Annotated in this window: 45 protein-coding genes; 16 read left to right on the top strand and 29 right to left on the bottom strand. The window is 65.7% G+C overall.

Annotated elements, in window-relative coordinates; all coding sequences use genetic code 11:
- Positions 1 to 3: 3 nt before the first annotated feature.
- From CIW48_RS19345 to CIW48_RS19335, 5 genes are all read right to left on the bottom strand, one after another.
- Positions 4 to 321 (bottom strand): hypothetical protein, encoded by a 318-nt coding sequence (locus CIW48_RS19345; protein WP_149312216.1) that lies wholly within the window; start codon positions 319 to 321, stop codon positions 4 to 6.
- Positions 322 to 402: 81 nt separating this feature from the next.
- Positions 403 to 576, bottom strand: a complete 174-nt coding sequence (locus CIW48_RS33355; RefSeq protein WP_173009317.1) for a hypothetical protein — start codon at positions 574 to 576, stop codon at positions 403 to 405.
- Positions 576 to 770 carry a hypothetical protein gene (locus CIW48_RS19340; protein ID WP_149312320.1) on the bottom strand — a complete coding sequence of 65 codons (195 nt, stop codon included), beginning with the start codon at positions 768 to 770 and terminating at the stop codon, positions 576 to 578. The genes CIW48_RS33355 and CIW48_RS19340 overlap by 1 nt, the downstream gene beginning before the upstream one ends.
- A complete protein-coding gene (locus CIW48_RS33350) occupies positions 764 to 997 on the bottom strand; it encodes a hypothetical protein (protein ID WP_173009316.1) in 234 nt (77 codons plus the stop codon). Before CIW48_RS33350 ends, CIW48_RS19340 begins: the two co-directional genes overlap by 7 nt.
- Positions 994 to 1,767 (bottom strand): recombinase family protein, encoded by a 774-nt coding sequence (locus CIW48_RS19335; protein WP_246695329.1) that lies wholly within the window; start codon positions 1,765 to 1,767, stop codon positions 994 to 996. The genes CIW48_RS33350 and CIW48_RS19335 overlap by 4 nt, the downstream gene beginning before the upstream one ends.
- A gap of 249 nt (positions 1,768 to 2,016) precedes the next feature.
- Between CIW48_RS19335 and CIW48_RS19330 the strand changes: the two genes are divergently transcribed.
- Positions 2,017 to 2,256, top strand: coding sequence for a hypothetical protein (locus CIW48_RS19330; protein ID WP_149312214.1), 240 nt, complete (start codon positions 2,017 to 2,019; stop codon positions 2,254 to 2,256).
- A 2-nt stretch (positions 2,257 to 2,258) separates the two neighbouring features.
- Here CIW48_RS19330 and CIW48_RS19325 read toward each other — a convergent pair whose 3' ends face one another.
- From CIW48_RS19325 to CIW48_RS19315, 4 genes are all read right to left on the bottom strand, one after another.
- Positions 2,259 to 2,501 carry a hypothetical protein gene (locus CIW48_RS19325; protein ID WP_149312213.1) on the bottom strand — a complete coding sequence of 81 codons (243 nt, stop codon included), beginning with the start codon at positions 2,499 to 2,501 and terminating at the stop codon, positions 2,259 to 2,261.
- A gap of 303 nt (positions 2,502 to 2,804) precedes the next feature.
- Positions 2,805 to 3,350, bottom strand: a complete 546-nt coding sequence (locus CIW48_RS19320) for a hypothetical protein (protein WP_149312212.1) — start codon at positions 3,348 to 3,350, stop codon at positions 2,805 to 2,807.
- Between the two features lie 47 nt (positions 3,351 to 3,397).
- Positions 3,398 to 3,526, bottom strand: coding sequence for a hypothetical protein (locus CIW48_RS34565; protein ID WP_281407363.1), 129 nt, complete (start codon positions 3,524 to 3,526; stop codon positions 3,398 to 3,400).
- Positions 3,527 to 3,632: 106 nt separating this feature from the next.
- On the bottom strand, positions 3,633 to 4,502 hold the full coding sequence (locus CIW48_RS19315) for a hypothetical protein (RefSeq protein ID WP_149312211.1): 870 nt from the start codon (positions 4,500 to 4,502) through the stop codon (positions 3,633 to 3,635).
- Between the two features lie 562 nt (positions 4,503 to 5,064).
- Here CIW48_RS19315 and CIW48_RS19310 point away from each other — a divergent pair.
- On the top strand, positions 5,065 to 6,315 hold the full coding sequence (locus CIW48_RS19310) for a hypothetical protein (RefSeq protein ID WP_149312210.1): 1,251 nt from the start codon (positions 5,065 to 5,067) through the stop codon (positions 6,313 to 6,315).
- A 34-nt stretch (positions 6,316 to 6,349) separates the two neighbouring features.
- Positions 6,350 to 6,742, top strand: coding sequence for a hypothetical protein (locus CIW48_RS19305; RefSeq protein WP_149312209.1), 393 nt, complete (start codon positions 6,350 to 6,352; stop codon positions 6,740 to 6,742).
- 318 nt (positions 6,743 to 7,060) lie between these two features.
- Here the strand turns inward: CIW48_RS19305 and CIW48_RS19300 are convergent, their stop codons facing one another.
- The 13 genes from CIW48_RS19300 to CIW48_RS33340 form a co-directional block, all read right to left on the bottom strand.
- A complete protein-coding gene (locus CIW48_RS19300) occupies positions 7,061 to 7,453 on the bottom strand; it encodes a hypothetical protein (protein ID WP_246695328.1) in 393 nt (130 codons plus the stop codon).
- A 64-nt stretch (positions 7,454 to 7,517) separates the two neighbouring features.
- Positions 7,518 to 7,817 (bottom strand): hypothetical protein, encoded by a 300-nt coding sequence (locus CIW48_RS19295; protein WP_149312208.1) that lies wholly within the window; start codon positions 7,815 to 7,817, stop codon positions 7,518 to 7,520.
- Positions 7,814 to 8,407, bottom strand: a complete 594-nt coding sequence (locus CIW48_RS19290) for a hypothetical protein (protein ID WP_149312318.1) — start codon at positions 8,405 to 8,407, stop codon at positions 7,814 to 7,816. Before CIW48_RS19290 ends, CIW48_RS19295 begins: the two co-directional genes overlap by 4 nt.
- Complete coding sequence (locus CIW48_RS33345) at positions 8,379 to 9,236, bottom strand: hypothetical protein (RefSeq protein ID WP_173009315.1); 858 nt, start codon at positions 9,234 to 9,236, stop codon at positions 8,379 to 8,381. Before CIW48_RS33345 ends, CIW48_RS19290 begins: the two co-directional genes overlap by 29 nt.
- Positions 9,237 to 9,239: 3 nt before the next feature.
- Positions 9,240 to 9,854, bottom strand: coding sequence for a class I SAM-dependent methyltransferase (locus tag CIW48_RS19285; RefSeq protein ID WP_149312207.1), 615 nt, complete (start codon positions 9,852 to 9,854; stop codon positions 9,240 to 9,242).
- Positions 9,851 to 10,051, bottom strand: a complete 201-nt coding sequence (locus CIW48_RS19280; RefSeq protein WP_149312206.1) for a hypothetical protein — start codon at positions 10,049 to 10,051, stop codon at positions 9,851 to 9,853. The genes CIW48_RS19285 and CIW48_RS19280 overlap by 4 nt, the downstream gene beginning before the upstream one ends.
- Positions 10,048 to 10,506: a RusA family crossover junction endodeoxyribonuclease gene (locus CIW48_RS19275; protein ID WP_149312205.1), complete on the bottom strand. Its 459-nt coding sequence runs from the start codon at positions 10,504 to 10,506 to the stop codon at positions 10,048 to 10,050. Before CIW48_RS19275 ends, CIW48_RS19280 begins: the two co-directional genes overlap by 4 nt.
- A 15-nt stretch (positions 10,507 to 10,521) precedes the next feature.
- Positions 10,522 to 11,070, bottom strand: coding sequence for a hypothetical protein (locus tag CIW48_RS19270; RefSeq protein ID WP_149312204.1), 549 nt, complete (start codon positions 11,068 to 11,070; stop codon positions 10,522 to 10,524).
- An 84-nt stretch (positions 11,071 to 11,154) separates the two neighbouring features.
- Positions 11,155 to 11,448 carry a hypothetical protein gene (locus tag CIW48_RS19265; protein ID WP_149312203.1) on the bottom strand — a complete coding sequence of 98 codons (294 nt, stop codon included), beginning with the start codon at positions 11,446 to 11,448 and terminating at the stop codon, positions 11,155 to 11,157.
- Positions 11,449 to 11,450: 2 nt separating this feature from the next.
- Positions 11,451 to 12,056, bottom strand: coding sequence for a Gp49 family protein (locus CIW48_RS19260; protein WP_149312202.1), 606 nt, complete (start codon positions 12,054 to 12,056; stop codon positions 11,451 to 11,453).
- Between the two features lie 2 nt (positions 12,057 to 12,058).
- Positions 12,059 to 12,523 carry a hypothetical protein gene (locus CIW48_RS19255; protein WP_149312201.1) on the bottom strand — a complete coding sequence of 155 codons (465 nt, stop codon included), beginning with the start codon at positions 12,521 to 12,523 and terminating at the stop codon, positions 12,059 to 12,061.
- Positions 12,524 to 12,888: 365 nt separating this feature from the next.
- A complete protein-coding gene (locus tag CIW48_RS19250) occupies positions 12,889 to 13,290 on the bottom strand; it encodes a hypothetical protein (protein ID WP_149312200.1) in 402 nt (133 codons plus the stop codon).
- Between the two features lie 62 nt (positions 13,291 to 13,352).
- Positions 13,353 to 13,517 carry a hypothetical protein gene (locus CIW48_RS33340; protein ID WP_173009314.1) on the bottom strand — a complete coding sequence of 55 codons (165 nt, stop codon included), beginning with the start codon at positions 13,515 to 13,517 and terminating at the stop codon, positions 13,353 to 13,355.
- 177 nt (positions 13,518 to 13,694) lie between these two features.
- Between CIW48_RS33340 and CIW48_RS19245 the strand changes: the two genes are divergently transcribed.
- Positions 13,695 to 14,171, top strand: a complete 477-nt coding sequence (locus CIW48_RS19245) for a hypothetical protein (protein WP_149312199.1) — start codon at positions 13,695 to 13,697, stop codon at positions 14,169 to 14,171.
- Between the two features lie 37 nt (positions 14,172 to 14,208).
- On the opposite strand, the gene CIW48_RS19240 is transcribed toward CIW48_RS19245, so the two are convergent.
- Positions 14,209 to 14,457, bottom strand: a complete 249-nt coding sequence (locus CIW48_RS19240) for a hypothetical protein (protein ID WP_149312198.1) — start codon at positions 14,455 to 14,457, stop codon at positions 14,209 to 14,211.
- A gap of 73 nt (positions 14,458 to 14,530) precedes the next feature.
- Here CIW48_RS19240 and CIW48_RS19235 point away from each other — a divergent pair, with 73 nt between their 5' ends.
- Positions 14,531 to 15,241, top strand: a complete 711-nt coding sequence (locus CIW48_RS19235) for a S24/S26 family peptidase (RefSeq protein ID WP_149312197.1) — start codon at positions 14,531 to 14,533, stop codon at positions 15,239 to 15,241.
- A gap of 4 nt (positions 15,242 to 15,245) precedes the next feature.
- Here CIW48_RS19235 and CIW48_RS19230 read toward each other — a convergent pair whose 3' ends face one another.
- Positions 15,246 to 15,506: a hypothetical protein gene (locus CIW48_RS19230; RefSeq protein WP_149312196.1), complete on the bottom strand. Its 261-nt coding sequence runs from the start codon at positions 15,504 to 15,506 to the stop codon at positions 15,246 to 15,248.
- A gap of 218 nt (positions 15,507 to 15,724) precedes the next feature.
- Between CIW48_RS19230 and CIW48_RS33335 the strand changes: the two genes are divergently transcribed.
- From CIW48_RS33335 to CIW48_RS19195, 8 genes are read left to right on the top strand one after another with little or no spacing between them, the layout of a single operon-like run.
- Positions 15,725 to 15,874 (top strand): hypothetical protein, encoded by a 150-nt coding sequence (locus tag CIW48_RS33335; protein ID WP_173009313.1) that lies wholly within the window; start codon positions 15,725 to 15,727, stop codon positions 15,872 to 15,874.
- Positions 15,874 to 16,248 (top strand): helix-turn-helix transcriptional regulator, encoded by a 375-nt coding sequence (locus tag CIW48_RS19225; RefSeq protein WP_149312195.1) that lies wholly within the window; start codon positions 15,874 to 15,876, stop codon positions 16,246 to 16,248. Before CIW48_RS33335 ends, CIW48_RS19225 begins: the two co-directional genes overlap by 1 nt.
- Positions 16,249 to 16,250: 2 nt before the next feature.
- Positions 16,251 to 16,469 (top strand): hypothetical protein, encoded by a 219-nt coding sequence (locus CIW48_RS19220; RefSeq protein WP_149312194.1) that lies wholly within the window; start codon positions 16,251 to 16,253, stop codon positions 16,467 to 16,469.
- Complete coding sequence (locus tag CIW48_RS19215; protein ID WP_149312193.1) at positions 16,470 to 16,796, top strand: hypothetical protein; 327 nt, start codon at positions 16,470 to 16,472, stop codon at positions 16,794 to 16,796. It begins immediately after the preceding gene.
- Positions 16,793 to 17,221 (top strand): helix-turn-helix transcriptional regulator, encoded by a 429-nt coding sequence (locus CIW48_RS19210; RefSeq protein WP_149312192.1) that lies wholly within the window; start codon positions 16,793 to 16,795, stop codon positions 17,219 to 17,221. Before CIW48_RS19215 ends, CIW48_RS19210 begins: the two co-directional genes overlap by 4 nt.
- Entirely contained in the window at positions 17,218 to 17,586 is a 369-nt protein-coding gene (locus tag CIW48_RS19205; RefSeq protein WP_149312191.1) for a hypothetical protein, read from the top strand. The genes CIW48_RS19210 and CIW48_RS19205 overlap by 4 nt, the downstream gene beginning before the upstream one ends.
- A gap of 5 nt (positions 17,587 to 17,591) precedes the next feature.
- Entirely contained in the window at positions 17,592 to 18,314 is a 723-nt protein-coding gene (locus tag CIW48_RS19200) for a YqaJ viral recombinase family protein (protein WP_149312190.1), read from the top strand.
- Positions 18,311 to 18,955: a hypothetical protein gene (locus CIW48_RS19195; protein ID WP_149312189.1), complete on the top strand. Its 645-nt coding sequence runs from the start codon at positions 18,311 to 18,313 to the stop codon at positions 18,953 to 18,955. Before CIW48_RS19200 ends, CIW48_RS19195 begins: the two co-directional genes overlap by 4 nt.
- 238 nt (positions 18,956 to 19,193) lie before the next feature.
- Here CIW48_RS19195 and CIW48_RS19190 read toward each other — a convergent pair whose 3' ends face one another.
- The 3 genes from CIW48_RS19190 to CIW48_RS19180 all read right to left on the bottom strand — a co-directional run bounded on the left by CIW48_RS19190 (position 19,194) and on the right by CIW48_RS19180 (position 20,691).
- Positions 19,194 to 19,460, bottom strand: coding sequence for a hypothetical protein (locus CIW48_RS19190; RefSeq protein WP_149312188.1), 267 nt, complete (start codon positions 19,458 to 19,460; stop codon positions 19,194 to 19,196).
- 253 nt (positions 19,461 to 19,713) lie between these two features.
- A complete protein-coding gene (locus tag CIW48_RS19185) occupies positions 19,714 to 19,980 on the bottom strand; it encodes a PilZ domain-containing protein (protein WP_149312187.1) in 267 nt (88 codons plus the stop codon).
- 198 nt (positions 19,981 to 20,178) lie between these two features.
- Entirely contained in the window at positions 20,179 to 20,691 is a 513-nt protein-coding gene (locus tag CIW48_RS19180; protein ID WP_246695327.1) for an STM3941 family protein, read from the bottom strand.
- A 333-nt stretch (positions 20,692 to 21,024) separates the two neighbouring features.
- Between CIW48_RS19180 and CIW48_RS19175 the strand changes: the two genes are divergently transcribed.
- From CIW48_RS19175 to CIW48_RS19165, 3 genes are all read left to right on the top strand, one after another.
- The gene (locus tag CIW48_RS19175; RefSeq protein ID WP_149312186.1) at positions 21,025 to 22,221 is read left to right on the top strand and encodes a tyrosine-type recombinase/integrase; all 1,197 of its coding nucleotides are present in this window, start codon (positions 21,025 to 21,027) and stop codon (positions 22,219 to 22,221) included.
- Positions 22,222 to 22,374: 153 nt separating this feature from the next.
- The gene (locus CIW48_RS19170) at positions 22,375 to 22,632 is read left to right on the top strand and encodes a hypothetical protein (protein WP_149312316.1); all 258 of its coding nucleotides are present in this window, start codon (positions 22,375 to 22,377) and stop codon (positions 22,630 to 22,632) included.
- Positions 22,629 to 22,817, top strand: a complete 189-nt coding sequence (locus CIW48_RS19165) for a hypothetical protein (protein ID WP_149312185.1) — start codon at positions 22,629 to 22,631, stop codon at positions 22,815 to 22,817. The genes CIW48_RS19170 and CIW48_RS19165 overlap by 4 nt, the downstream gene beginning before the upstream one ends.
- Before the next feature lie 196 nt (positions 22,818 to 23,013).
- Here the strand turns inward: CIW48_RS19165 and CIW48_RS19160 are convergent, their stop codons facing one another.
- Both CIW48_RS19160 and CIW48_RS19155 read right to left on the bottom strand, forming a co-directional pair.
- Positions 23,014 to 23,496, bottom strand: a complete 483-nt coding sequence (locus CIW48_RS19160; protein ID WP_149312184.1) for a hypothetical protein — start codon at positions 23,494 to 23,496, stop codon at positions 23,014 to 23,016.
- A 159-nt stretch (positions 23,497 to 23,655) separates the two neighbouring features.
- On the bottom strand, positions 23,656 to 23,808 hold the full coding sequence (locus CIW48_RS19155) for a hypothetical protein (protein ID WP_246695326.1): 153 nt from the start codon (positions 23,806 to 23,808) through the stop codon (positions 23,656 to 23,658).
- Positions 23,809 to 25,818: the final 2,010 nt, after the last annotated feature.

The following is a 25,818-nucleotide window of genomic DNA, read 5'->3' as shown; positions in this document are numbered from 1 at the left end:
ATCTCAGGAGCGCCGCCGCTGGCAGAACGTCTTATGCGTGCCACCGGCCGGCAGGCTCAGATGCGTGGTCAGCAGCGTGCCGACCATCGGGCATTCGGTGACGAGCGCCACCGGCTGCGTGAGCACGTCGAGGGCGGTATCGCTCGTGCAGTCGGGCCCTTCGACACCGGGCGGGCAGGCGAGTGCGCCGGCCATGTAGCCCGGAGACTGGGCGTGTGCAGGCTGGTCAAACACCCAGACCCAGGCCCAGCCGAGCATCAGGATGAGGAAAATACCGGCCAGCTGCCGGACACCGAGAATGCTGCGGGCGATCTCAAGCATCGGTCGCGATCTCCATGACCAGCACATCAGCGCAGACGCTGAGCCGTATCTCTGTGGCCCCCATCACACTTCAGCCCGCCGTCAGTGCTTGGCCCGGGACGGCATATCGCCGAACAGGAGCGTCAGACGCTCGGCCGCGACGCGGATGTCGTCGGGGAGTGCGGGCCGAACCATCACGAACGAGGCCGTTCGGCGCGAGCGTAGGGCTGCCACGGCGATGCCGGCGAGCAGGATGGCGGCGCAGAGGCGGGGCATCAGCGGAGGATCCTCACCGGGATACCAAGCAGCCGCTCCGCGTCGGCGCGCGACAGCTTCGGGATCGGGCCGGCCGGCGCACCGAGGTTCTCGGCACCGACGGACAGCTCGTGCTCGCCGCGATGGACGCGGGCCGGCTGGGGGCCGGCCGGGTGCGTGCTGAGCAGCCAGAGAAGGACGAGGCGCTTCAGCATGGCCGGGCTCGCAGCATCGCCATGGAGCGGCGGACCTCGAACTCGCCGGCCCGGGCCTCGTCGTACGGGGTCTCGACCGGGAGCGGCGTGGCGGCCGGGTGGCCGATGACGCCCTGCCGGCGGAGCTGGTCGCCGTAGGCCTGGGCCGCTGGGTCGCGCTGGAGGCGCTGCGCATGGCGAAGCGCCCGGTCCGCGTCGGCCGGGGTGAAGTCGGGGCGTGCGGTCAAAGGATGATCGCCTCATGGGCGCCAGGCCGGAGCACGTGCTGCTCGGCGCCGGTCCAGGTGAACAGGTATTCGACCGCCCCGCGGTACTTCGGGTTGTCGAGGACGTAGCCGACCGTGTCGTGCCGCCAGCGGCGGCCGGTCGGTGAAGGGATGCCGTCGCGGTTCAGCCCCTCGGCGATCGCCTGGAGGGTCGCCCGCGGGCGCTTGCCGCGGCCCCGCTCTCGGAAGATGCGTCGGATGACCGCCGCCTGCTCCGGCACGATGATGAGGCCGCCCGCCCGGTCGGTCGCGTAGCCGTAGGGGACCCGACCCCCGGCGAAGCCGCCGCGGCCGGCCTTCGCGAGCTTCCCGCCCGCGGTCCGGTCCCGGATCGTGAAGCGCTCCGATTCCGCCATGCCGGCGAGGATCGCGAACACGGTGCGCCCCATCGGCGTCGCCGTGTCGATCGGCTCGGTGACGGACCGGATGCCGACCTCGTGCGTCTCGGCCAGATCCGCCACGGTGGTGACGGCGTACCGGATCTCGCGGGCGAGCCGGTCGAACCGATAGACCAGCAGCACCGAGAACTTCCCGTCGGCAGCGAGCTGCAGGACCTCGCCGAACCCAGCCCGGTCGGCGGGCCGGGTCGCACCAGATACGCCCGCGTCGGTGATGACCGCGACGAGCTCGTAGGCCTGGCTCTCGGCGAAGGCGCGGAGGGCTCGCTCCTGTGTCTCAAGCCCGAAACCGTGAGCGGCCTGCTCGTCGGTGGAGACCCGGAGGTAGGCCACCGCGCGGGTGGCCAGAACCGCCTTCGCGGCCTCTTGGGTTTTTATTCTGCCCCGGGCGCGAGCGGTTCGCCGCGACCCTGAAATCGCGGTTAAGTCACTCATTCCGTTGATCTATTTACGCTGGCGTGGCGGTTTTTGCGGAAATGTCTTGGTAATTCCGCATCGGGGCGTCGGATCTGCCCCTCGATCGGTGAAGACGCCGCACCCGTGATGCAGGTCGGAGGACGTTACCTCCTGAAGAGGAACACAATGACCTTGCTGCGCACCCTGACGCTCGCCGTCGCGATCATCGCCCCGACAGCCGCCGGAGCCGAACCGATCGGAGCTTCAGTGATGCTGGTCCGGCATACGACCACGCTCGGTCAGATCAAGCCGCCCCGCCGCCCAGACGACTCGACCTTTCGAGGAGCCGCGACCGGCCGGGCAAAGAACGATGCGGTCGGTGACAAGCTCAGCCGCGGCATCTGCATCGGCTGTAGCCCGCGATAGCGTCAGGCCGCCCGACGACGCCGGGCCACCGTGAAAGGCTTGCCCTTTTCGCTCTGTCCGGACAGGCCGAAGGTGCGCTTCTCGACGGTGCCGATCAGCGGCCGGAGGTGGCGGATCAGCGACCGGATGCGCCGGCAGTGATGGTCGCGGGCTTCGAGGTCGACGTCCTGGCGCCCGGTCGCGCGCAGGCGGCAGAGCGCGAGGCTCTCCTCCTCGATTGCGGTGACGATAGCGTGGGCGCTCATCGGGGACCGATCATGACATGGAACACCGCCCGCGTCTCTCGGGGCAACGCCTAAGCTGTTGAGCGGGTTCGGGTTGCGACCGAGGCTGCGCCTTCAAGGCCGGGAAATTCGCGGGAGGCCCGCAGCGTCTGCGACCGCCAGTGAGACAGCATCTGCTCGCTGGGGGATCAGTTCATGACGCTGACCACCTCCAAACCGGATGATAGGTCGAAGCGCGTTACCAGAATGCAAACGCCCGGCGGCTTTTCAGCCCCGGGCGTGCGTCTCGCGACGATCGGGTTTTGCCGGGTTTCGCCCGACGGGTCAAGGACGACTGCCGTCAGGGAGGTGGTACTTCGCGACGGTGGCTTCGGTCACCCAACGCGAGCCGCTCGATTTGCAAATCTCGTAAGCGGACTTGATTGCTGCGTTCGAGAGACGGTTTATGTCCGCCGTCGTCCTGAATTTATGGCGTTTCATGAGCCCTGGAGGCTGCCTGAAGTCCCAGGTAAGAACATCTCCATGATTAGTTGCGCCCCATATGTGGTGGCATATTTCGTTGCGTCGCTCGCATAATTTGAGAAGGCCGCTCAAGGCTTCGGTCATGCTTTTCTTATTGTCTTCCGGCAAATCGCTCTGCTTTACCGCCGTCTTTACAAGGCGGATTTTTGCCTCTGCGCTGTTTGTGGAAGAGAGAACTCCGGCGGATATGTCCTGCTCAACCTTGGCCGCGATGCCAAACGCGATCGTTAACGTAGCTTCCGCAAGTGACCATCGGGCGATGAACTTACCGAGCGCTATGACAATATCCGGATGATCGTCAATAAATCCGATCCTGGTTTCGGTTTCTGGTCCGATATGGGGTGCCATTACATGCTCCGGTCAGACGGAGAAGCTGGCACGTGTCGGCCCTGATGTCAGCTTTGCGGTCGATCGAAAGAGCGCCAGAACGCCTCATCGCGCACCCAAGTCGCCTCGACCGTCACTGTCGAGGCGAGCACGCGCTTCCAGAAGCGGTGTGCCGCCGGCGTCTGGGCGGCGAGCATCCGGTCGGCTGCGGATCGGTTAAGGCGCTCGTACCGGACGCGGGGACGCTCAACCCGCCGCATCCCAAGCGGCGGATATATCGCGAGGTGGCCGCTGCACACGCCGTCAGGCCTCCCCGCTGACCCGGCACCGAACCGCCACGATGTCTCGCACCCGCCCGCGTCCGGCGACGGCCCGCTGGACATCCGGCTTGGCCTGCGGGGCATAGCGCGCTTCCTCGGCGCCCCAGTACTGCCCCTGGCCGGCCGGGACGGCGCGGCCACGCGCGTCGGTCTCCTCGCCGGTCTTCTGGCCCTGGAAGAACCGCTCCTGCACATTCGCGACGCCCTCGGCCGCGAAGTCCTCGTCGAGGTTCTCCATCAGGATCCGGAAGTGCTCGGCGATGTAGGCGGTGCCGCGCTCGCCGCCCTTGCCGCGAGCCTCGGCGAACTGCGCGAAGGTCTTCCGGCCGGTGAGCACCTCGTGGAGGAATCGGGCGCCGGGGGCGCCGACGGCCCGGACGACCTTGTCCTTAAGCTTCGCCACCAGCCGGGCGTCGTCGATCGCGTAGATGACCGACAGCTCGTGCGCTATGGTCATGTCCTTCGAGCCACGGACCCCGAAGTCCATGGAGCCGAGCCGGGCGCCGGAGGCGCGCTCGAAGATGGCCTGGACCTGGCGCCCGACCTCGTACTGCGAGACCGTGAGCCGCCCGTGCGAGCGCTCCATCTCCAGCACGTCGACCCGGCGGTTGACCGAAGCGAGCGAGCGGCCGCCCGGGGTCCACGGATCGTCGACCGCCACGGCCGCTGTTTGGATGGGGCCACGCTTGCCCCGGACCGGCTTCGATAGGTCGGTGCGCGGGTCGAAGGCGCCAGCGTGGTCGTACCGGTCGCCGCGCGGATCCCGGCGCCGCTCCGGCCGAGCGAACCGCTCGTGCGTGTGGGTGGCCGGCGAGCCGGCGAGGGTGATGGCCTTGGTCCTGGACGCTGCCACGGTGGTGCCCCTTGAGGCGGTCGACCTTCCGTCGATCCGTGACACCTGATCTGCGTCCCGTTTTTGGACACTGGCAAGCGAATGCAGGCCCACGCGACAATCAGATCCGTAAGCCCTCGCCATTGGTCCAAATTATCGTCCGGCACCCATGTTCAGAGGCCGCAACGGGTGGGTTCCTTCCCGTCAGCTTCCGGACAGGGGATGTATCGAAGCGGACATAGCGGCGTGACTGACGACGCGCTGCAGCCTCTGAAAAAATCCACCTGCCTGCAGTTCGATAGACGATGCGCCAAAACAGGGCCGGGTAGGTTTGCGGCAGTCTTCTATTCAACAAAATACCTGCGACCCAAACGTTTATACGGCGACCGAATTTGGCTGCGACCAAGAGTCGGATCTGCCAGCATATAGAAAACGTCCGCAAGTCTTACGAATTTTACCTAGAATTCACGCCCACGTTCCCGGGCGGAAGGTCTGCAGATTGACAAATCATAACTCACTTGCGCAGAACAAAAATTCCAATAAGCTATGCAAAATACCGAACCGGAACGATGAAGAGGGATCGATGAGAGGGCTAACTTTCTCGTTACTGATCACATGTCTCGCAACAAGTGCATCGGCAGAATATGTCCCACTCGGAACAATCAACAACGCCCAGACTCTCAGCACTTCGGGTCTCCCAGCGCCAGCTCTGAAGCCTGTGCTCGGCCAGGGTTACGATGTTTTCGCTAATGAACTGCGACAAGATTGCGTAGCTGGAAATGGTCATGACTATACCGATGGTCATAAAGGCGCAGCTCTTCTCGACATAGAGTATATCAATACGACGTCTGATATGCAGTCGTACGACAAGGCCTCGCAACAATCAGTGAGCCTTTCATTTGCGTATAAGCTATTCAACGCTGATCTTGGCGACGAGATTCATACATCGAAGTCATTCAATTCCGTTAATCAGTTCGCCCGAATTTATCGGCGGCTCGTCACCCAGGCCGAAACCCGGAACGACGGCAAATGGCAACCTAGCATAGAGAAAGTTGTTTCGCAGGACCTAAATAAACTGAACGTAATGAAAAATTTTACTGAGTTGTGCGGGACGCATTTCATTTCAGCTATCTATCGCGGTGACTTACTTGACCAAACCGTCAAATTTAATCTCAACAAAGATAGCTACACCGAGGAAGGTAAGAAGAATTTTTCAGCCGGTCTAAAAGGGATATTTAGTGCGGGATATTCAGATACTGCTTCGCAAAATAATCTAAAGACCGTTTCTGAATTTATTTTCATCAAAAATGGGGACCAAGGCGCCATCGGCAAATCGGCTCCTAATCCTAATTCACCTGGCGGCCCTCTAGCTGCTGCGCAGTATGCTCACACCACTTATGCCGACCAAGTGGCTGACTTAGATCCTACCACGAGTGCAATTATCGGAATCGATGTTCTGCCGTACTGGAGGTTCAATTTACAGGGTCGGGACGCCTTCGGACGTTGGCAGAATGCGATTTTGGATAATATAAAAAATAAGCAACCTGCCTATTCAAGGCTCTTGAGTGCATTGTCGGACATAGATTTCGCACTTAACGAGTTTAATGATGACGCCAAGCGTCGCATTTTCTATGACGAGACTTCTGAAAGTCTTAAAACAAAAAATACCCTTGCAACTATTATTCAAAATGCTTTTCTTGCTGCCGTGAAGGCCTGCTACGACTTTACGTTTTCGGGTGAGCAAGAGAAAGCCGCGAAGGTATGTGGCGACGATCTTGTAAAAACTTTACCGACAGATCAGATACAAGCTGTTCGTCCAAAACTTAAGCAATAAACACAATTATTAAATTCTAAAGACGAGCATAATGGTGAGCTACATCGAAAATTACCGAAAATACCTGCCAAATCATGTAAATCAGGAGCGATCATCTATGAAAAATCGTTTTGCGGTCGCGGCAATTATTGTCGCAATAGTGAATGCACCTGCAACCACCGCCTTTGCAGCGGACCCAAGTTTCACATGCCAGCTCCGCGAAGGTGGAAAACGGATGGTCATCCAGGGAAATAATAGCTCCGGACAAAATATAAGTTGCAGTGAGGTACACTGCGAAGCGTTCATCAACATCCCCGGCGGGACTCGCCGATGTGAAATCAAGACGCCATTCAATATTCCCCCTAATACAAAGGGTCAGGAAATTGGAAATTGCTTCGACGACACACAGCCAGCAACCCGAGTGATTGGAACAGGCTTCACATGCTGAAGTTTTAGTGACAATTAAGACCAACGGCTGATTTCATTTTGGCCTAGAGAGACAGCGAATTGCTGACTATTTTGTGAGCAGTCGGCAGCATGTTGTGACAGAATGATTAATCTTTTACTATAGTGAACTTGCGTCTACGCTAAATCAGCTCGCTTTGGGGCGAAGTACCATTGTACACTTGCCGCCCCGAGCCAACGTCGCCGGACGACTGACAAATGGCGGCTTTCAGGAAATGCTGATTGTGGTCCGCATCGCCGAATTGGGTCGCAAGCAGCCTCGCCAGACTGCTCAGTCAAAGCTGACCTGCCCTGGAAGAGATTAGTCTGATCCGCCACCCAGCCCGCGCCTGTTCCAGGCCTCCGCTAGCCGCTCGCAGGCACGCTTTCGTCGCCGGTCGAATGTGCGACGCTGGACGCCGAACTCGCGGCAATGGTCGCTAACCGATCCGCCCGGCACGTCCTTCAACAATCGGAGCCGGCGGTGGCGTCTGATCCTGCCGCGGGCCTTGGCACGGGCCCAGGTGAGGAGAGCGACACGCTCCTCGCTGTCTCGGCCCAGGATCTCGGCCGAGAACACGATCCAGTCGAACGTCGCCCGCATCTCCTGCGGGTCATTCGGCTGGAGCCGGTTCGGCCGGACGCTGAAGATGCCCGAGCTGGTGAAGGCCATGAACGCCGCCACCAGCCACCGCTCCACGTCCGCGCACGTCATGGCCGGCGGGTCCGGGCCTTCGATCCTTAGCGGGTTCGCCATCAGCACCGGACGCGGATACTCCTCACGCAGCCGAGCGGCCGAACAGGTCAACTGCCGGCGGGTCGGCGCGGGCGGCCTCCGCCGGCATCGGCGGCACCGCGACCCGCGCTTTGACGATCGCGCGGCAGTCCGGATCGGCGCACGACCACATGCCGTCGCTGCGGTTCCGGAAGACGCCGAAGCCGAACGAGGCCCCGAACACGCCGCAGGACGCGCAGGTGCGCTCGGTCGGGCGCTTGGCCGCCTGCTCGGCCGCTTCCTCGGCGGCCTGCTGCGCCGCCTTGCGGCGTTGGAGCTCGGCCTTCCACAGGTCGGGTCTCACGATGCACCTCCCGCCAAGCCCTGGCGCTGGTCGAGGCGGGCCATCAGCCGGCCGATGTCCGGCCCGTGGCCCGTCGCGCGGAGCCGGGCGAGGTCCTCGTCCAGCTTCGCCCGCTGCGCTCGGGCGATCTCGGCCGACGTCTCGGGGCGGTGCCGCGCGGGGTCGGTCTGCCGCATGCGCCTCAGGTGAGCCTCGGCCGCCTTCGCGACCTGCGCGCGCTGCTCCGCCGTCGGCACATCATAGACCTCGGCATCGAGCACGCGCCGGATGTGCAGCAGCTGCGTCCGGAGCGGGATCAGGCCTTCGCGCGCCTCGTCGGCGAACTCGGCCGGGGAGGGTCGGAAACGCTTCGACCAGGGCCGCAACGTCTCGCCGGACCGGAAGCGCTCGGCGGCGGCGTGAATCGCGGCCAGCGGGAGAGCCTTCAGCGCCGACACGTACTCCGCGACGAGCCAGTCGTTCTCGTCGTCCCCGCGCCCGCGCCCCTGCTCGAATCCCAGGAGTACCCGGGTCACGACCGTGTCGACGTGGCGGGGATTCGAGACCGCCGTCAGCTCGGCGTTAAGCCGCTCGGCGACGTCGGAGAGCACTCGACGCTCGGCTATCGTGGCCGCCCTGTCCCGCCGCACGCAGTAGCGGGTCGGAAGGACGGGATGCGCCTCCAGCCTGCCATGGAGTGCCGAGATCCTCTCCTCGGCTTGGGCCGGCGTCAGGGTCGTTCGCGTCGATGGCACGCGGTTCGACATCGTAGGCTCCCGTCAGGGATTCGGCACGTTGGCGGATGAGGCGGGCGGCGAGGCCGGTAGGCGCGGGCTGGGCAGGGCGGCCGCGATCCGGGCGGCGGCCCATCGCTTCGCGCCGGGCCTGGAGGCGCCGGTCGACCCAACTCGTGAAGTCGGCCAGCTCGCGTCCGTCGGCCTCTTCGATCAGTCCGAGCACGACCACCGCCTCGTCGTGGGCAATGGCCAGCCAGTGGCCGATCAGGGCGAGGGCCGAGCGCTGGGACCGGCCAGTGTTGGCGCAGATCAGCGCTGCGCCCCGGGTCAGCAGGGCTTTGCGGAAGGCTCGGGCCTCGTCTGCCGCGCTCGCGCCGCCAGCTTGCCCGACATCGTCGGCCGATCCGTCAGGATCGGAACCGGGGGTCGGGGAGGGGTTAAGGGGTGGGGGTGGAGGTGCAGGAGGAGGGGGCGGACCATCCGGGGAGGGGACGGGGGGTAACGCGTTACCGCCGTTACCAGCGTTACGGTGCGTTTCACGGTGCCGGCGCACCCGCGCGGCGGTCTGAGCTCGGCGCTTCTCGGTCTTGGCGTCGACCTCGGCAGCCGCGGCCTTCTCGTCAGCCTCGATCACCGCGAGCAGCATCTCGGCCGAAGCACCGGCCGCCACGAGCGCGCGAAGGGCTTCTGAACGGATCGCCATCGCCTACTCCGCGGCCATGGGGAGGGGATCGGCGCCGGCTTCGTCGGTGAAGTCCTCCCAGGACATGCGACTGAGCTGCGTCGGGCCGCGATGGGAGACGTCCCAAACGAACCACGCGAAGGCCATGTTCGAGGAGGCCTTCGGGCCAACCCAGCCATCCCGGTGCATCATCGGCAGGCGCTTGCGGAAGCAATGCACCCGGGCCAGCGTGCCGGTGTCGAGGATGGAGCCGCGTGAGATGCTCTCGTAGAACGAGAACCGCAGCAGCATCATCACGCGCGGGCAGAGCCGCACGGCCTGCTCCACGAAGGCGCGAGCGTCCTTGTAGGGCGGGTTCGTGACGATGCAGTCGATGCCCTCGGGGGCCTCCGGCACCTTCAGGAAGTCGACGCCCGAGACCTGGCCGTCCCAACCGTAATCGACGAGATCGGTGGCGAGCACGTCGTGCCCGCCCGCGTACAGCTCGCGCACGATGGCGCCGGGCCCGCAGGCTGGCTCCCAGATCCGTTGCGGCAGCCATTCGGTCCCTATCAGAGCCCGCACTGCGACGGCCGGCGTTTCGTAGAGGTCGTTCCCGCGCTCCGAGAGCGCGTGCGCCTTGTTCTCGCGGTGGCTCACGATGCAGCCCTCCGTCGGAAGGCTGGGACCATCCGCGCGAGCACCAGCATCACGCCGCGATCCAGGCGTGGCGCCAGCTCCGTCCCGTCCGGATGGAAGGAGCGCTCGCAGAGGCGCATGGATTCGGCCGCGTCGAGCGCGCCGCCATAGGTGCCGCGGAACAGCTCGCGGCCCGAGAAGATCAGCACCCATGTCATGCCGCCGCCCTCACGGCTTGCGGCTCCAGAGCCGTGACCTGGATCACCAGCTCGGGCGTCTCGCCGTAGAACTTGCGGACAAGGCCATCGACCACGGAGGCGTCGTCGGCCCAGACGACGTGGTTCAGCGCGTCGATGACCTTGGCGATGTTGTCCCAGTCGGGCTTGGTCGTGGGCCGCAGGCGGCGCTCGATCGCGTCCAGCCGCTTCCGCTTCGACCAGCTCGCCGGGATCGGCATGGTGGCGAAGATCCGAACCTCCAGCGGTCCGGTGAGGAGGGCGCGCCCGCGCATGGCGGCGCCGGCCGCGAGGCGCAGCGCGCTCTCGTAGGCCTCGGTCTTCTGGTCGGGATGGGAGTGGATGCGCGCCACTCCTCCCCGATGGACGAGCTGCGCGCGGTGCCGGCCCTTCCCGCGAGGGGCGCCTGGCAGGCGGATGATGACGGTCTCGGACACCGCGCGCCTCCAGGCTCAAGCGTCCGCGGGTTCGCGCGTGCGGCGCGACCGAGTCTCGCGCGTCGGCGGCTCGGGCAGGGGCGAGCGATCGGCCTCGTCCTCGTCGCCCTCCTCGGCCTCCGTCTCCTCGTCGATCGGCAGGTCGGGCTGATCCTTGTCCGCGAGCGCATCGGCGCGCTGGCCGAAGAAGACGCTCGGCTCGGCCAGGACGAGGACCGCCGGCTTCGCGCCGTGCTCGGCCAGCTTCGTAATGTCGTCGACAGAGCCGGAGGCGCCGACCTCGAGCTTGAGGCCGTCCTTCACGGTCCACTTGCCGGTCGACACCACCAGGTGGTCGAAGCCCTGGTGGGCGACGACCCTGATGGCCTCGCGCACCGTCTTCCCGGCGATCTCCTCGCAGCGGCTGATCATCACCCGCTGCTCGTGCTCGGACATCTTGGTCCAGCACGGCATCTGCCGGCAGATGTTGTCGAGGATCCGGTCTCGGATATCTCCGCGCAAGGTCTCGATGCCGAGCTCTACAGCGGCTTCCGCTTGCGCGACCGCGTCTGTTGTGGATTCCATTGCTCTCTCCATGGATGGGCACCACGCCCATTCTCTTCAGACCGCCCGGCACCCGCTCCCACAGCAGGCCGGGCGGTTCTCGTTTCAGGGGTGCGGGCGGCTGCCCGGCAGGCGCGGGTCGCGGCCGCTGTGCCGGGGCACGCGCGGCTCTTCGACGACGGGCGAGCGGTCGCCGAGCGGCGCGTGGAACCGCTGCTGCAGGGGCGTCGGCGTGATCGACACCAGCGCGTGCGCCATCGCCTCCGCCCAACCGAGCAGGGTGATCAAGCCCTTGCGGATGATCGCGTTCACGGCCGTCTCGGGGACGTGCTTCTCGACACCCTCGCGCAGGGTCGCGAAGTACGCCGGCAGGGTGGTGACGAAGGCGCCGTCGGACATGGTCAGGCCGCCCGGATCGGATCAGCCTCAGATGCCGCGAGTTGCTCGCGGAGCAAATAACCCTCGAGCGGCCAGAGCTGCCGGAAGGCGTTGTCGTAGGCGTAGCGCTCGCCGACGCCCTGGTCGTAGTTCTCCGGCGCGGCCGGCGCGCTGTGACCCTCGACGAAGAAGCCGTTCTGCAGCGTGATGATGCAGATCGTCAGGTGCCGGACGCGGAAGTACTCGACATCCGCGATCTTGGCCTTGATCGAAGCCTCGGTGACGCGGGGCGCCGTCTTCGTCTCGACGATCGCCTGTGTCTCGCCGAGCGACAGCGCGGGCTCGCCACGGGCATCGGCCTGCTGCGGGACAGGCGCATACCCGGCCTCGAACACACCGCGCGGTGAGTGCGAGAGGTAGCCGTCCGTCTCACCCGGCACCGGCGCATACCGGACGAGGTAATCGCCCTCGGCCGGGGCGCCGCGCGCGGCGAAGCCGGCACCCACATCGATGATGCGGCCGCCCTCGAGCGCGATCCGGCCCGAGCCGTCGGCCTGAAACTCGGCCGCAGCGATCGGGTAGGCCTCGACCTGCTTGTGAGAGACGTGGGTCGGCTTGAAGGGATCCATGCTCACTCCTCCTCGTTCGCGGCCCGCCACAGCGGCAGGTCGATCAGGTCCGCCGAACCCCGCAGGCTCGGCACACGCGGTGCAGCATCCGACCCGACCAGTGCGGGTGCGGGCGACCGTCCTGGACGGCGCGGAGCAGGGCCTGCCGCCGCGCGAAGAACAGCTTGAGCCTCAGCCACAGCAGGGTGCGCAGACCCAGCGACGGCGGCGGTAATCTCGACGTCATGGGCAAGCCTCCTGAGTTGCCGCTCGCATTCAGCGGCGTGGGCGGCCTCGATCCTCGCGAGGACGTGCGAGGCGATTTCCTTGGGCGGCCGGTACCGGAGCGCCCACAGCTTCCCGAACGGGATGGCGGCGCGCGTCGCGATCCGGCGCATGGCGTTGGCCGTGTCGCCCGGTCCGCGGACCTCGAAGCGCAACAGCTCGTCGAAGGCGCTTCGCGCCCGCATCACGTCAGCGTCCGGCATTTGAGCTTTCCGCAAAAACCTTTTGCACATCCACAAATCCACCCGTGGTTACTTGCGACCACGGACGGAAGGAGCCGACATGCAGAGGGAGTTCTTGAGGGTACGCACGACACACAGCGCGAACGGCGGGGCTGGGGAGCTGAAGCCGCGCGCGCAGGAGAGGGGACGACCCGGCCGAGGGTCCGAGTTTGCGATGGTCTCGGCCGGGTCGCTCGCCGACGGGAGGCGTGAGCCTGCGACCGCTGCGATGGGGAATGGATATGCACAGCCGCGCGTTAGTAAATAACGACGTCGGCCCAGCCTCGGCGTTACGGTTCTCAAGGTTGAGAACGGCAGAGCGAGCCATGTGCACGCACAAGGACATGTCAGGCGGCCCTCCGGAGCACGCGGCTGACCGCGCGAACGACGCGGTTCAGCAAGCCGGCATCGTTCGCCGCAGGCCGATGCTGCTCCGGCTGGCGAACGACAACCGGAAGCGGGAGGAGCAGCACGTCGCCACCCGCGGCGCGGTGCGCGAGGTAGGCCTGCAGATCCGCATCCGCCGCTTGGCGGTCGAGCTCCTGCGCCGCCTCCTGCATCCCCATCGCGAGAAGGGCGATGTCCGCGTCTCGGCCCGTCGCCACTTCCGCGGGACGGCGGCGCTGGATCTGCTGCACCTCAAGAAATAGCTCCGAGGCGCCGAAGCGGAGGATCCGCGCGAGCTGCATCAGGCGGTCGGCAGCGGTAAGGGCTTGCGGCATGGCAGTCGTCCGGAGGGAGACCGCCACCGAGGCCACAGCCTCGACGCTGGCGACGGCAGGGGCACGCGGCGAAAGGCGAGGGCGGGTGCTCACTGGAGCGCTCCGCCGCAGACGATCAGCCCGGCGCCGATAGCGAGGCCGACGTGGCTCGCGCGACGGACCAGCGCGTCAGCCGGACCACCCGAGATCAGGGCGCGCCCAGCGGTGCAGCTCAAGACGGACCACGTGCCGAGGAGGAGGCATGCCGTACCCATCAGCGGCCCCCGAACAACAGGGCCACCAGCGCGGGCCGGAGCATCCGATAGACACCCGGCCCGCGCGGCCTCAACATCGGGGTGCGAACCGACCGATGGAGCTGAAAAATACCCGAGTGGATCATCGTCGCGAGCGCCGTCGCTGGATGGGTTGGCGCCCTAACTGGATGCATGGCCTTGGCGCTGAACTGGCTGAACAGGCGCGATGCCGTGCGGAAGGCGAAGGCAGAGGCGGAGGCGGGGCTTCCCTGGGCCTCACTCGCAGAGATCTCACCGTTGAACGGCGACCGCAGACACATCCGCGTCCTGTTCCACAACGCCACCGACGACGAGTTCCGGATCGCAAGTATGCGGGTCGTCCGGCCAAGAGGTGCGCGAGCGCTGCTCATTCAGGCCACCCAGCCGGAAGGAGCATTGCTGCCGGTGGTGGCCAACCGATCCATCGCGGTCGACTGGCGCGTGTATCCGGTCGCCAGTTCGCGGCAGCTACGGGACGTGTCCGGAACAGGCGAATTCTGGCTCGAGCCCCGGCATTCATGGCTCCGCCCGCTCGGGCGGCGAGTCCAGGCAGTCGAGGTCGAGCTGAGGGGGGCCGCGCGACCGCCGAGCCGATCCGCAATTACGATCAGGGCGACGCTCAAGACGAGGCCGTGAAAGACGATCGCAGAGCCGATGAGGATGGCGGCGCCCATCACGCGGCCTTCTCCGGCGAGGCGGCCGCCTTCGTGCGCCTCTCAGCGATTTGGTCGCGGAGCCGGTACAGCAGCTCGAAGGTCACGCCCGCCTGCCGCCCCGCTTCGGCATCGACGAGCCGCTTGAAGTAGCCGGCCGGGATGCTGTCGCGGGCCTTGAGGGTCCGAACATGGCTCTCCGGGATGCCGAGGACCTCGGAGACTGTAGCGACGCCGAGAGCGTCTATGACATCGGAGAACGAGTTCATGGCACAATCGCTACATGAGGTAGCGATCAGCGTCAACGCAGCACGTAGCGTTCCGATCGCTACGCTACGTGGCATGGACGTGAAGAAGATCAGGAAGGAGCAAGGGCTCCGTCTGAAGGCGGCCCGCGCCGCGGCCGGCTACCGTTCGGCGCGCGATGCGGCACTACAGAACGAGTGGCCCGAGAGCACCTATCGAGCCCATGAGGGCGGCACGCGGACGATCGGCCAGGACGATGCCGAGCGCTACGCCGCTCGCTTCCGGTTCGACGGCGTGGACGTCACCGCCCGCGGCATTCTGTTCGGCGACACGGATGCGCCTGTGCGCGTGGTCGAAGGGCAGAACGTCGTCGGCGTGAAGGGACTGGTAAGCGCAGGCGGCTTGATTGAGACTGCATCGGAGCAGCTCCCCGATGGCGCCGACCTGTACGAGATCTCGGTACCATTTCCGGTCGAAGAAGGCACGATCGCATTCCGGGTCAGCGGGACCTCGGGTTATCCGAAGTTCGATCCCGACGACGTCGTGCTGTGCTCAAGGCACGGAGAGAACCCGGAAAGGCTTGTGGGGCTCTACGCGGTCGTGATGACCGGCACGGGCGACCGCTACCTCAAGCGAATCTTGCAGGGCACAAAGAAGGGGCGCTTCCACCTGGAGAGCTTCAACGCGCCACTGGTCTCCGATGCACGCATCAAGTGGGCTTCGGGCATCATCAGCACTGTGCATGCCCGAAGCTGGTCGCAAATCTCGCAGGCCGCGGTGCAAACCGCAACGCAGGCCGCCGAGTAAATCATCAGAACGGCAGATCGTCAGTGACCTCCGGCGGACAAGCGCCGTAGACGCCAACAGTCTTAGGCCCTTCGGTCTCGCCGATATCCTCATCGCCTCTGAGGAGATATGCGGCTGCACCATGATCCTCTTTCCCTGTGCAGCTCTGCTCTGCCTTCGTAAGCGCTTCCTGTAGGGTCTTGCACGGGATGGATCGTCCCGGACTGAAATTGCCGGTCGGCATCTTCTTGAACGTCTGGAAAGCGTAGCGCTCGGTACTCGGCATCGGGCTCCTCCGGAACGACGCCGGGATCATCCGCTCGGTAAAAGGAACGCATCAAGAACAAAATTTCGGCCACCTGTGGACGGATGTGGATAGGAGCGCTCGCCTTCCGGTCCGGCCGCAGTCGGTTCGCGCATAATCGCTACATGGTGTGTTGACCGCAATCGCTACGTCATGTAGCGTTTCTTCATCGCCGCTCACCGAGCCGATGGAGCGCCCAAATGCTCACCGCCTACCTCGACAATCTCCAGCACGCCTCGGCCACGGTGCAGATCGCTCACTGTCTGCTGGGCTCGCTGACCATCGGCCTCGCCCCGTTCGTGCCGGCGTTCATCGCCGACCACGTGGCCGCTGTCCGGGGCGCCCGCTGATGGCTGGCCAGCCCGCTACCGACGTGGATGTCCGGATCGGCGCGCGCATCAGCGCCGCCCGGATCCGCGCTCGCCTCACCCAGCGCACTGTCGCAGCCGAAATCGGTGTCTCCGCCGCCCAGCTCCAGAAGTACGAGAAGGGCACGAACCGCATCAGCGCCATTGCGCTGAGCATCGTCGCCAAGCTCACCGGCGCACCGATCGCGTCCTTCTTCGACGTGCCGGAGACGCCCGCACCGTTGGCGGCTCCGCAGACCGTCGACAGGGCCCGCGAGCATCTCCTGCGGGCGGCCGACCTCTACGTCGAGGCGCGGCTTGTGGCCGGCGACGTTGCCGGCCCGCGCTCGCTCGCTCTCGTTCCCGAGGCCGCCTGACCATGGCGCGCCTCGACCTCCCCGCCGGCTACGCGATCCGCGGCCACGCTGCCGGCTACGCCCTGCGCGGCCCCTACGGGCCCCTTGGCGACGACTTCGACTGCTGGGCTGAGGCCTGTTTCGCCGCCCAGGACCACGCCGATCCCCTCGCGCTGGAGGCCGCCGACGAGCTGGCCGCCATCGCGGATTTCGAAGCCGACCAGTTTCGCGAGGCCGCTTAGATGAACGCGCCGCACCCGATCCGCGCCCTGCACGGGCACCTCGCCATCGTCGGCCCAAACCCCGGCACGATCCCGGCCGTGGCGATCCCATCCTACGAGCGCGTCCATGGCGACGGCGAGCTCTGCGTGGGAGTCGCCGGACTCGACGGTCTTCTCGAGAGCCTCGGCACGATGGCTTGGCACGTCGAGCGCGCCGTCGAGCGTGGCGCCGGCCAGCCCTACGACCTCAACCGGCTCCAGCGCATCACCGAACGCCTCGCCGAGATCCACCAGAAGGTGGAGATGTCGGCCGGCCGGCTGACCTCGAAGCTAGCGGGTGCGCGATGAGGCCCGCTCGCACTTCCGACGCGGCCTTCCTGCGCCCGGAGTACCGACCGCAGTCCCGCCCGCGCTTCGCTGCCACCGGGCCGCGCCCGCGCGGTGTCCCGAGCGGCGCCGAGCTGTCCGAGCGTGAGACCGTCGCGGGCATCGTCCGTGAGGCCCGCCTGCGCGCCGGCATGCCGCAGCAAGATGTCGCTCACCTGATCGGGACGTCCCAGACGGTGCTCAGCCGCTGGGAGCGCGGCGAGGACGCGATCCCCTTCGCCCGCCGCGCCCAGTTCGCGGGGCTCTACGGCTTCGATCTCAGCCTGATCGGCGGCCTCGACGTCGATGGCGTCGCCGTGACCGCCGACGAGCGCTCCCTCCTCACCGCCTTCCGCCACATGCCCGCGGCCGACCGCCGGGCCCTCCTGGAGCTTGCCCGCCCGTGAGCATCGTCAGCTATCTCGACCTCGCCCTCGCACTGCCGGCGGCCCTCGCGCTGGCCGCCCCCGAGCCGCGCCCCGCCGCGCCGGCGCCCGAGGATATGCACCTCACGCCCGCCGAGGCGACCGAGCTGCTCCCGCGCGCCGGCATGGTCCACATCATGGTCGGCGACATCCGCGCACGCTGGGAGCGTGGCGACCTCATCGCGGCGCTCCGGGCCGGCCGTGAGCGGCGCCTCACGCTCGCCGCCCGCTCCGCCGGCTTCGGCCTCTCCTTCGTCCGCGACAGCGGGGAATCCGTCCTCGTCCAGACCGACGACGCGAAGGTCCGCGGCTGGCTGGAGCGCCAGGCCAAGCGGGCAGGGGAGTGACCACCATGGCCCTGCTCGCCCCCGACGCCCCAGCGCAGCGCTCCACCGTGCGCATCCACGCCGACCTCTACCAGGGCACCGACGAGTGGATCGCGGTCCGCTGCGGGATGCTCACCGCAAGCGAGATGTCGCTGATCCTCACGCCGACCCTCAAGGCGGCCAGGAACGAGAAGGAGCGGGCGCACCTGTACGAGCTGCTCGCCCAGCGGATCACCAAGTTCGTCGAGCCGCGGTACGTCAGCGACGACATGCTGCGCGGCCGCGACGACGAGATCGAGGCGCTCACCCTCTACGCGAAGCACTACGCGCCGACCGAGACCGTCGGCTTCATCACCAACGACCGCTGGGGCTTCACGCTCGGCTACTCGCCGGACGCGCTGGTCGGCACTGACGGCCTCGTGGAGTGCAAGTCGCGCCGGCAGAAGTACCAGGTCGAGACGTTCCTGGTGCACGTGCCCGACGGCACGATCCCGGCCGATTACGTGCTTCAGATCCAGACCGGCCTCCTCGTCTCCGAGCGGCTCTGGTGTGACCTCGTCTCGTATTCCGGCGGCCTGCCGCTCGCGGTGATCCGCGCCTACCCGGACGACGCGATCCAGGCCGCAATCCTGTCCGCCGCCGGCGACTTCGAGCAGCGCCTCCGCGACGCGATGAGCCGCTACCGCGAGGTGGAGAGCCTCTTCGGCCGCGTCCTGACCCAGCGCATCGAACGGGAGATCATGGCGTGATCGACATCTCGCAGACCACCGCTCCCCGGTCCGACCAGCTCAACGCCGACGACCTGATCGGCGGCCCGCGCACCATCACGGTCACGCGCGTGTCGAAGATGAAGGAGCCGGATCAGCCGATCGCGATCTACTTCGAGGGCGACGGCGGCAAGCCGTACAAGCCCGGCAAGTCGATGCGCCGCGTGCTGCTGCGGATCTGGGGAAGCGACGGTGAGGCCTACGCCGGCCGGCGGATGACGCTCTACCGGGACGACGCCGTGCAGTTCGGTGGCATGGCCGTCGGCGGCATCCGGATCAGCCACATGTCCGGCATCACGAGCCCCGTGACGATGCCGCTGACGGTCACGAAGGCGGTCCGTCGGGCCTTCACGGTCAAGCCGCTGGCCGAGGAGCGCTCAACGGAGAAGCCCGCGGCCCCGAAGCGGACCCTTCCCGATGTCGCGCGCGAGAAGGCGCGGGCCGGCCGGGAAGTGTTCGAGGCGTGGCGCGACCTCCTCAAGCCCGCCCAGGTCCAGGCCCTCGCCGAGATTGAGGGCGAGCTCGACCGGCTGATGGCCGAGACCGACACACGCGATGATGGACCGCCGCTCGACGACGACGGATTCCCGGGCTTCGCGCCTCCCGCCGAGGAGGCCGCCTGAGATGTGCTGCCCGTGCGGAAACCTGTGCTGTGGCTCCGACGAGTTCGGCCACTGCGGCTGCGACGACTGCCCGAACCCGCGGTGCCACGACACCACCGCGGACGACGCCGAGTTCGGTTACGGGCTCGACATCGACGACGAGGACGACTGTGGCGTGCTGAAGCCGCTGACCGCATGCGGGGTGGTGGGGCGGTTCGTACGCGAGGCGGAGAACCGCCCACCCATCGTGAAGCGGGACTCAGACCTCTTGCGCTTCACGAAGCACGCTTCGAACGCGACCGGCAGCCAAGGTGAGCGCACCCTCCTGGGTGGAACCGTCCGGGCAATCGTGCCCAGCAGAGCCAAGCCTATATACAATTCTGTGCTCTACAGCGCGCAGCAACTCGTTTGCGGGATCCTTTTCGATACTGCGCAACGTCCGCGCGAGATCGAGATAGGCACTGCGCATGAGGCCAAAGGCCAAGCGTGTCGCGGCTTCATCCGCGATCGGTGTCATATCAGTCATAGCGTGTTCCCTACACAACACGCTCCCCAGAGCGCGGAGTCTATATATTGGGCAATTAGGATTGTAAATACAGCATTCGATAAGTCTCCGCAGATCGATTTCCAGCCGCTGTGCGGCTGGGGATTCGGCATAGGACAATCATCAAGGGGCTTGGCCGCTAAGCCTACCTTGGGGCCAACAATTAAGCGGTGTGCGCCGGCGAGCGACGGAGGGGGCGCGGAATGACTTACCGCACCCCTCAGGCCGACTGCTGCTACCTCGCCAGCCGCGCCGGCTCCTCAAGCTCCACGCCGAGATTGCCTGCAGACCGCCAGACCACGCGCGCGTTGATGCGCTCCTCGGTCTGCGGGATCTCCAGCATGAATGTCTCCGGGAAACCGAAGACGCTGTTCACGCGGAGCTGTGCACCGCTCGCCGATCGATCCAGGATCTTGCAGCCGATCGGCCGGCCGAAGTTCGGCACAATGCGGCCGGTGAGATCCGCCTCGCTTCGCGGACGGGCACGTCTCTCGCGGGGCATTTTTGGGCGCTCAACTTTCTATTTCGCGCTTAGGTTATCGACACAACCTCTGTTCGATTTCTTAAATCGAGCCTTCCTCGACGATTTGCATTTTACGTTTGGCAGCGCTTGTCCTGGCCAAGCTGTCCCAGGGAGCTGCGAAGAGGTGGCAGCATGACTCTTCGAGCTCATCCCCAGGTTAAGAGGGGCAGCCACTTCTCAGCGGTCGGGCCGACTACGCCCGATCGCCTCTGCCAATGCAGGGAAGCCGCCGCTGAGTTCGGCGCCGCTGATCCAATAGCGCCGCCCGAACATAATGTTCAGCCACGATGTGAAGCGAGCCCGTTTCGTCCAATGGATCCGCGCAGAAGCTTCGGGATCAATCTCCAGTCGGTAGTAGCTGCTCATCCAGAACTGCAAAGGCTTTATGGCTCGGATCGCGTCCCAGGGAATCCAGTCCGTCGAGAGACGACGGTCATAGATGCCTTGCGGACCGACAGAGATGACGGGGTCGGATTGAAGCAACTTCAGGCCCCACATAACTGCGCAAAGGCCGAAAAATACTGCGCCGGTGCGCATCTCATAATCCCGAAAGCTTCCAGGTATTATAGTGTCGGCGCCAACGTTGGGGCGAACCAGAACGAGCCACATGGCGAGTGCAACGAACAAGCAGGACCCCAAAACGCCCATAAGGATGCGCGATTTGGATCGGCGAAGGTTGATCGTGTCCATGGGAATACTCCGTTACTAGAGTATTCGACGTACTCCTCGCCGCCGGGCGTTGAGGTGTGGCGGGACACCAAGTGCCGAACGCCGCCGCTCGAACGCACTGGGTTTAAGCAGCAGGGAGGGGGCAGTGCCGCGTAGCATCCGCATCCCGGACCGGCACGAGGTCGACGACACCACCCCGCTGCGCCTCGACGTGGCGGCCGCGCTCGCCTATCCCGGCGGAGGCATGTCGGCGAGCGGGCTCCGGAAGGAGCGCGACGCCGGGCGCCTGGTAACCGAGTTCACGGCGGGTAAGGAGTACACCACCCTTCGGCAGATCGAACGGATGAGAGAAGCATGTCGCGGCCTTCGAAGGGCGCCCGTCTCTACCCTCAAGCCGAGCGGCGTCACGCCGAAACCGGAGATCTCCTCGAGCGAGCCGTCTGGGTCGTCCGAGACGGCAGCGTCAAGCGCAGCACAGGCGTCCCTGTCGAGGACGATCGATGCGCTCCTCCGGAAGCCGAGCAAGCCCTCGCCCGCTACCTCGCCGAGAAGCACACGCCGCCGCGCGAAGGCCACCGTCCACTCTCTGCCATACCGGTCGCCGACGTCATCAACATCTACCTGACCGACTGCGCGGCGCGGCAGGCGCGGCCGAAGGAGGTCGCCCAGCGCGCCGCGGCCCTTCAGCGTTTCTGGGGATCCAAGTCACTCGCCCAAGTCACGGGCGAGACCTGCCGGGCCTATGTCGCCAAGGGCGGCACTCGCCGGCAGCTCGAAGATCTGCGCGCAGCGATCGAGCACCATCTGCGGGAGGGCCTGCACCGCGAGATCGTGCGCGTCGTGCTGCCGGAGAAGGGCGTCGCTCGCGAGCGCTGGCTGACCCGCGCGGAGGCCGCCCGCCTGATCCGCGCCGCGTACCGCTACCGCGAGGTCCAGAAGGCCCAGCTGACCGGGCGCCGCTCGCGCCGCCACGTCGCGCGGTTCATCCTCGTCGCGCTCTACACCGGCACTCGGGCCGGCGCGATCTGCGCGGCCTCGTTCGAGCCGGCCGAGGGGAGGGGATGGATCAACCTCGAGACCGGCGTCTTCTACCGGCGGCCGGCCGGCGAGCGCGAGACGAACAAGCGCAAGCTGCCGGTACGGCTGCCCGACCGCCTGTTGGCGCATCTCCGCCGGTGGCATCGCATGGGCCTCTGCCGCGAGCACGTCGTGGAGTGGAATGGCGCGCCGGTTCGCGACGTCGATAAAGCCTTTCGCCGCGCGGTCGCCGATGCCGGGCTCTCGGCCGACGTGACGCCCCACATCCTGAAGCACACCGCGATCACCTGGGGCATGCAGAACGGCATGACGAAGGAGGACGCCGCGGGCTTCTACGCGACCACCGTCGAGACGATCGAGCGGCACTACTGGCATCACCACCCGGACTACCAGCGCGAGGCGGCGGCTAAGGCGGGCGGGCGGTCCCGACAGAAACCAGACAGAAACGACAGAAACCAGCGTGAACAGACGCGGACAAACGTGATCGGTTTAGGCCGCCGCACTACGGGATGAGGCAACACCCCGACGTTCGGGACGTGGGGGTCGCAGGTTCAAATCCTGCCACTCCGACCAATCTTTCCCGAGACTTAGCACCGCCCCTGAACAACCGGCACACCGCACCGGGACGTTTATCGGGACGCTGACGCGGTTTTGCTGCGGTGCATCATTGCTTCCAACCCGACCGTCTCCGAGCTGCGCAAGGCCTCCTATGTCACCGATCAGGAGATCGACGCCGCGGTCGACGCCGTGCTGGCCGACCTCGCCACCGAATCATATCCGCTCACGAAAGGCTGGACCCTCGATCTAGTCGAGACGCTCCGCACGAACACGCGCGCGGCCGAGGCGCTCACCACCGACAAGGCCGCCTGGAAGCGCAACATGGTACGGACTGCGATCCTGCTGGCGCACCCGGTGATGGGATGAACTTCATCGAGTACGACCCGGTCGTTGAAGCGGTCGAGTTGCTGCGCGTGTGTCGGCACTCCGTCGAACCGGACGGCGATTTCGAGCAATGGCGGATCGATGGCGGCGAGTGGGTTTCGCTGGAGCATCTCCTGGGTCTCGCGCTTCGGCTCGGTCTCACGGACGGTCCGAGTCGGTTGCAGTAGCTCGGCAGCATGCCGAAGGCCCCATCGCCACGAGGCGCCCGGCCGCGCTTGGATATCCGACCGCGCGTACTCGCTGTCCTGACATCTGCGCCCTCAACCGCCACCGAGATCGCCGAGCGCGCCGGGTTGCCTGGCCGGGAGCGCGCCATGCACGCGACCCGGGCACTGGTGCGCCTGGAGGCCGATGGCATGGCCGTCAGCGAGACCCGCCGGAACTGGACGTGATGGCGCTCCGCAGCGGCCGCTCCCGCTTCCGCACGATCCGGGCGCGATCCCGAAGCGTGATTTCGTGCGTCGGCCATTCCAGGCAGGCGGCCTCGAACGCAACGATCGCCATGGACAGCGGATAGATCGTCGCCAGGTGCAGCTCGACGTTGCCACCAGTTTCGCGCCACATCTCGATCGTGTAGGGCACGCCCGGCGGCACTGGCGGGATCTTCTTGGCGGGCGGCGGGAGCGTGATCGCGGCGAGGCAGAGGTGCGCGTATTTCCGCGCGGGCGGCTCCCCGGGCGCGCGCTGATGGTGGCACGAGGCCGTCAGGTGCCGCAGCAGGTCGATCGTCGAGATGTCGACACCGTACCGATTGATCAGGCTGGCGACGGTGTAGCGACCCGAGCGCTTGCAGGTGGCGCAGTCGACGTACACCCGACCGAGCCCCGCATCTCCCAGGCGCCCCATTCTGGTGGCCCTCCGCTTGCGAACGAAGACGGAACAAGCCTGAGGCGACAGCTGCCTTCAAGACGTCGGTGCCGACGATCTTCGTGACCAGTGGACGAATGTGAATGGCGTCCGATTTGGTCTGCAGAAACAGTGCCTTGCGCGAAAATCCCTGTTGGATTAGAGCAAGCCGCCGGTTGGTCCACCGGTCAGCGTCTTGCCGGCGCGGGTCACGAGCTTCGAGAACGCGAGCGCGGCGGCCGATGCCTGCGCCTCGGACGGAAAGCTCCGGTCCGATTCCATCACCCTCATATGCGTCGCGTCGAGCAGCACCCAGCTCTAGAGATAGCGGCCGGTGGATCGGATCTCGAAGTGCATTTCGGACTCGGTAGGCGAGTGGACATACCCGAATGATGCGCTGCGAAAAGGCCTGCCGCATTAATGGCTTGGCCGACGCAACAACCTGCGCCGGCTAAGACCGTGGTTGCCCCCGACATCCTCGCAGATCACAGGCGGGATCAGCCGCTCCCCTTGGACGCGTACTCCCAGATCGGTGGGCCCCAGGTCTGTCCGAGCTTCGTATGGCGGTTGGCCTTACGTCACACAACGCGAGTGCGATCAGAAGGGCAGTATCAATGCAATAGGCCGAACGATGCCGGTAGATTTGACTCTGACCGGTCGGCCAAATGTGTCGGCCCAATTCAGTTGAATGACGCGGGCACTCGTCGATTCAATTGCCCGTCTCCGGGCAAGATCCAGAGCTCGACGCTTCGCAAAGCCGATCCAGCGCACGACCGGGTGTCCACACATATTGGGTGAATTAGGTGGGCGCTTGATGTTATATTTCCGCCTGGTCGGGCATCCGCATTTCTGCCGAACGACACACATAGAATTGTACTCCCGCCGGCAGCAGTAAGAGGTCCACTGCAGAATTGAACCGGACGAGCTGGATTTATCGCCTTAGACGATGAGCCTCGGTGTCGGCAAGATGATAATTCGGTAATAATCCGTCAGTGGCTGATGATATAACATTGGCGTCGGCCGGCTGATTGCATTCAAACTCTCTGCGAGCGACTATATTGCGGTCACCGGGCAGGCCGCCTCCGCTCGAATTCGCGACTCACACACAAGTGATGCTTGACGGCAGGTACACCGATCAGCGGAGTATTGCCGCGCGGGATGAACGGCGATGTGCTTTAACGCCACGCGCTGAATTTCCCTACTATTAGACCAAACAGAAGCCCACTCGAATCATGCCGTGCTCCGGACGGACGTCGAACAGCCGCTCTGCCGAGCCGGTGCGCCTCGGCGCCGAACTGGTCGATGAAGGCCAGCGTGTTCGCCCGCATGGCTGCCCACTTCGTCGGCAGAAGATGCCGGCACGGCGAGGCGTGCTCGGACGGGCGCTCGATCTGGTAGCGCCAGGAAGCGACGGGAGGCGGGAGGTCGGACATGGCGGCGGGGAATGGTTGCCGGCCCGCTAGCCGTTCGCTCGGCCCCGCCCCGATCTGCTCACGGGGCGGGGGAGCGTCCGATCTCACCAGCGTGTGACCCGAGCCGATACGCAACTTGGCTCGGCAGCAGGATGGTCAGTGCCGGTTACCGGGCCGTGCGAGGCCGGCCGGGTGTGCGTCCCGCCTGGGGATACCGGGCACGAAAAAGCCCCGCGCGGCATGGCCGGCGGGGCCGAAGAAAGCGCACGCAGATGATAGCGATCCGCGGCTACTTGCTGCTGCCGCCACCGCCGCCGCCCTGAGGAACAGCGCGCTCAGGCTGATTGGCATTCCCGGCCGACGACGAGCTGTTAGAAATCGTGTCGGCCGGCTGTCCGGTCGGCGAAGCCGTTACTGCGCCATTGCTACCGGTAGTGCTGTTCTGAGGCGCAACTACGCCTGAAGCGCCAGGAGCGGAGGGCGCAACAGGAGTCGCCGCGGGAGCCTGTGCAGAGGCTCCGCCTGCAAGAAGAGTGAAGACGGTGGCGGCTGCGAGAACGCGATGGCGCATGAGAACCTTCCTTTGATCTGAATGCTGGCAAACGCGTTCGCCTGATGGATGGTTCGGTATCTTTGAAGCCAGGGCAGATTCGAAAGAGCCCCGCGCGGCGGTGCCGACGGGGCTGAAGGTGGGTCCGCTTCGGGAGTGAGGGTCCCCCGGATTTTGGTCCGGCCGGAAGGTGAGCTTCCGGATCTCATTGGAGTTGACCCCGTTTGTGGTCCACGGCCTATGCAAGTTCTCGGGCTGTGATGAGGGTCCCCCGGATTTTGGTCCGGCCGGAAGGTGAGCTTCCGGATCTCATTCGGCGGCCTGCAGGGCCGCCGCCAGGGCGAATTCCTGGGGCGTTCG

The organism is Methylobacterium sp. P1-11 (assembly GCF_008329595.1).
Taxonomy (GTDB): domain Bacteria; phylum Pseudomonadota; class Alphaproteobacteria; order Rhizobiales; family Beijerinckiaceae; genus Methylobacterium.
Note: the sequence above shows the minus strand (reverse complement) of the source record. Positions and strands in the feature narration are given on the sequence as shown.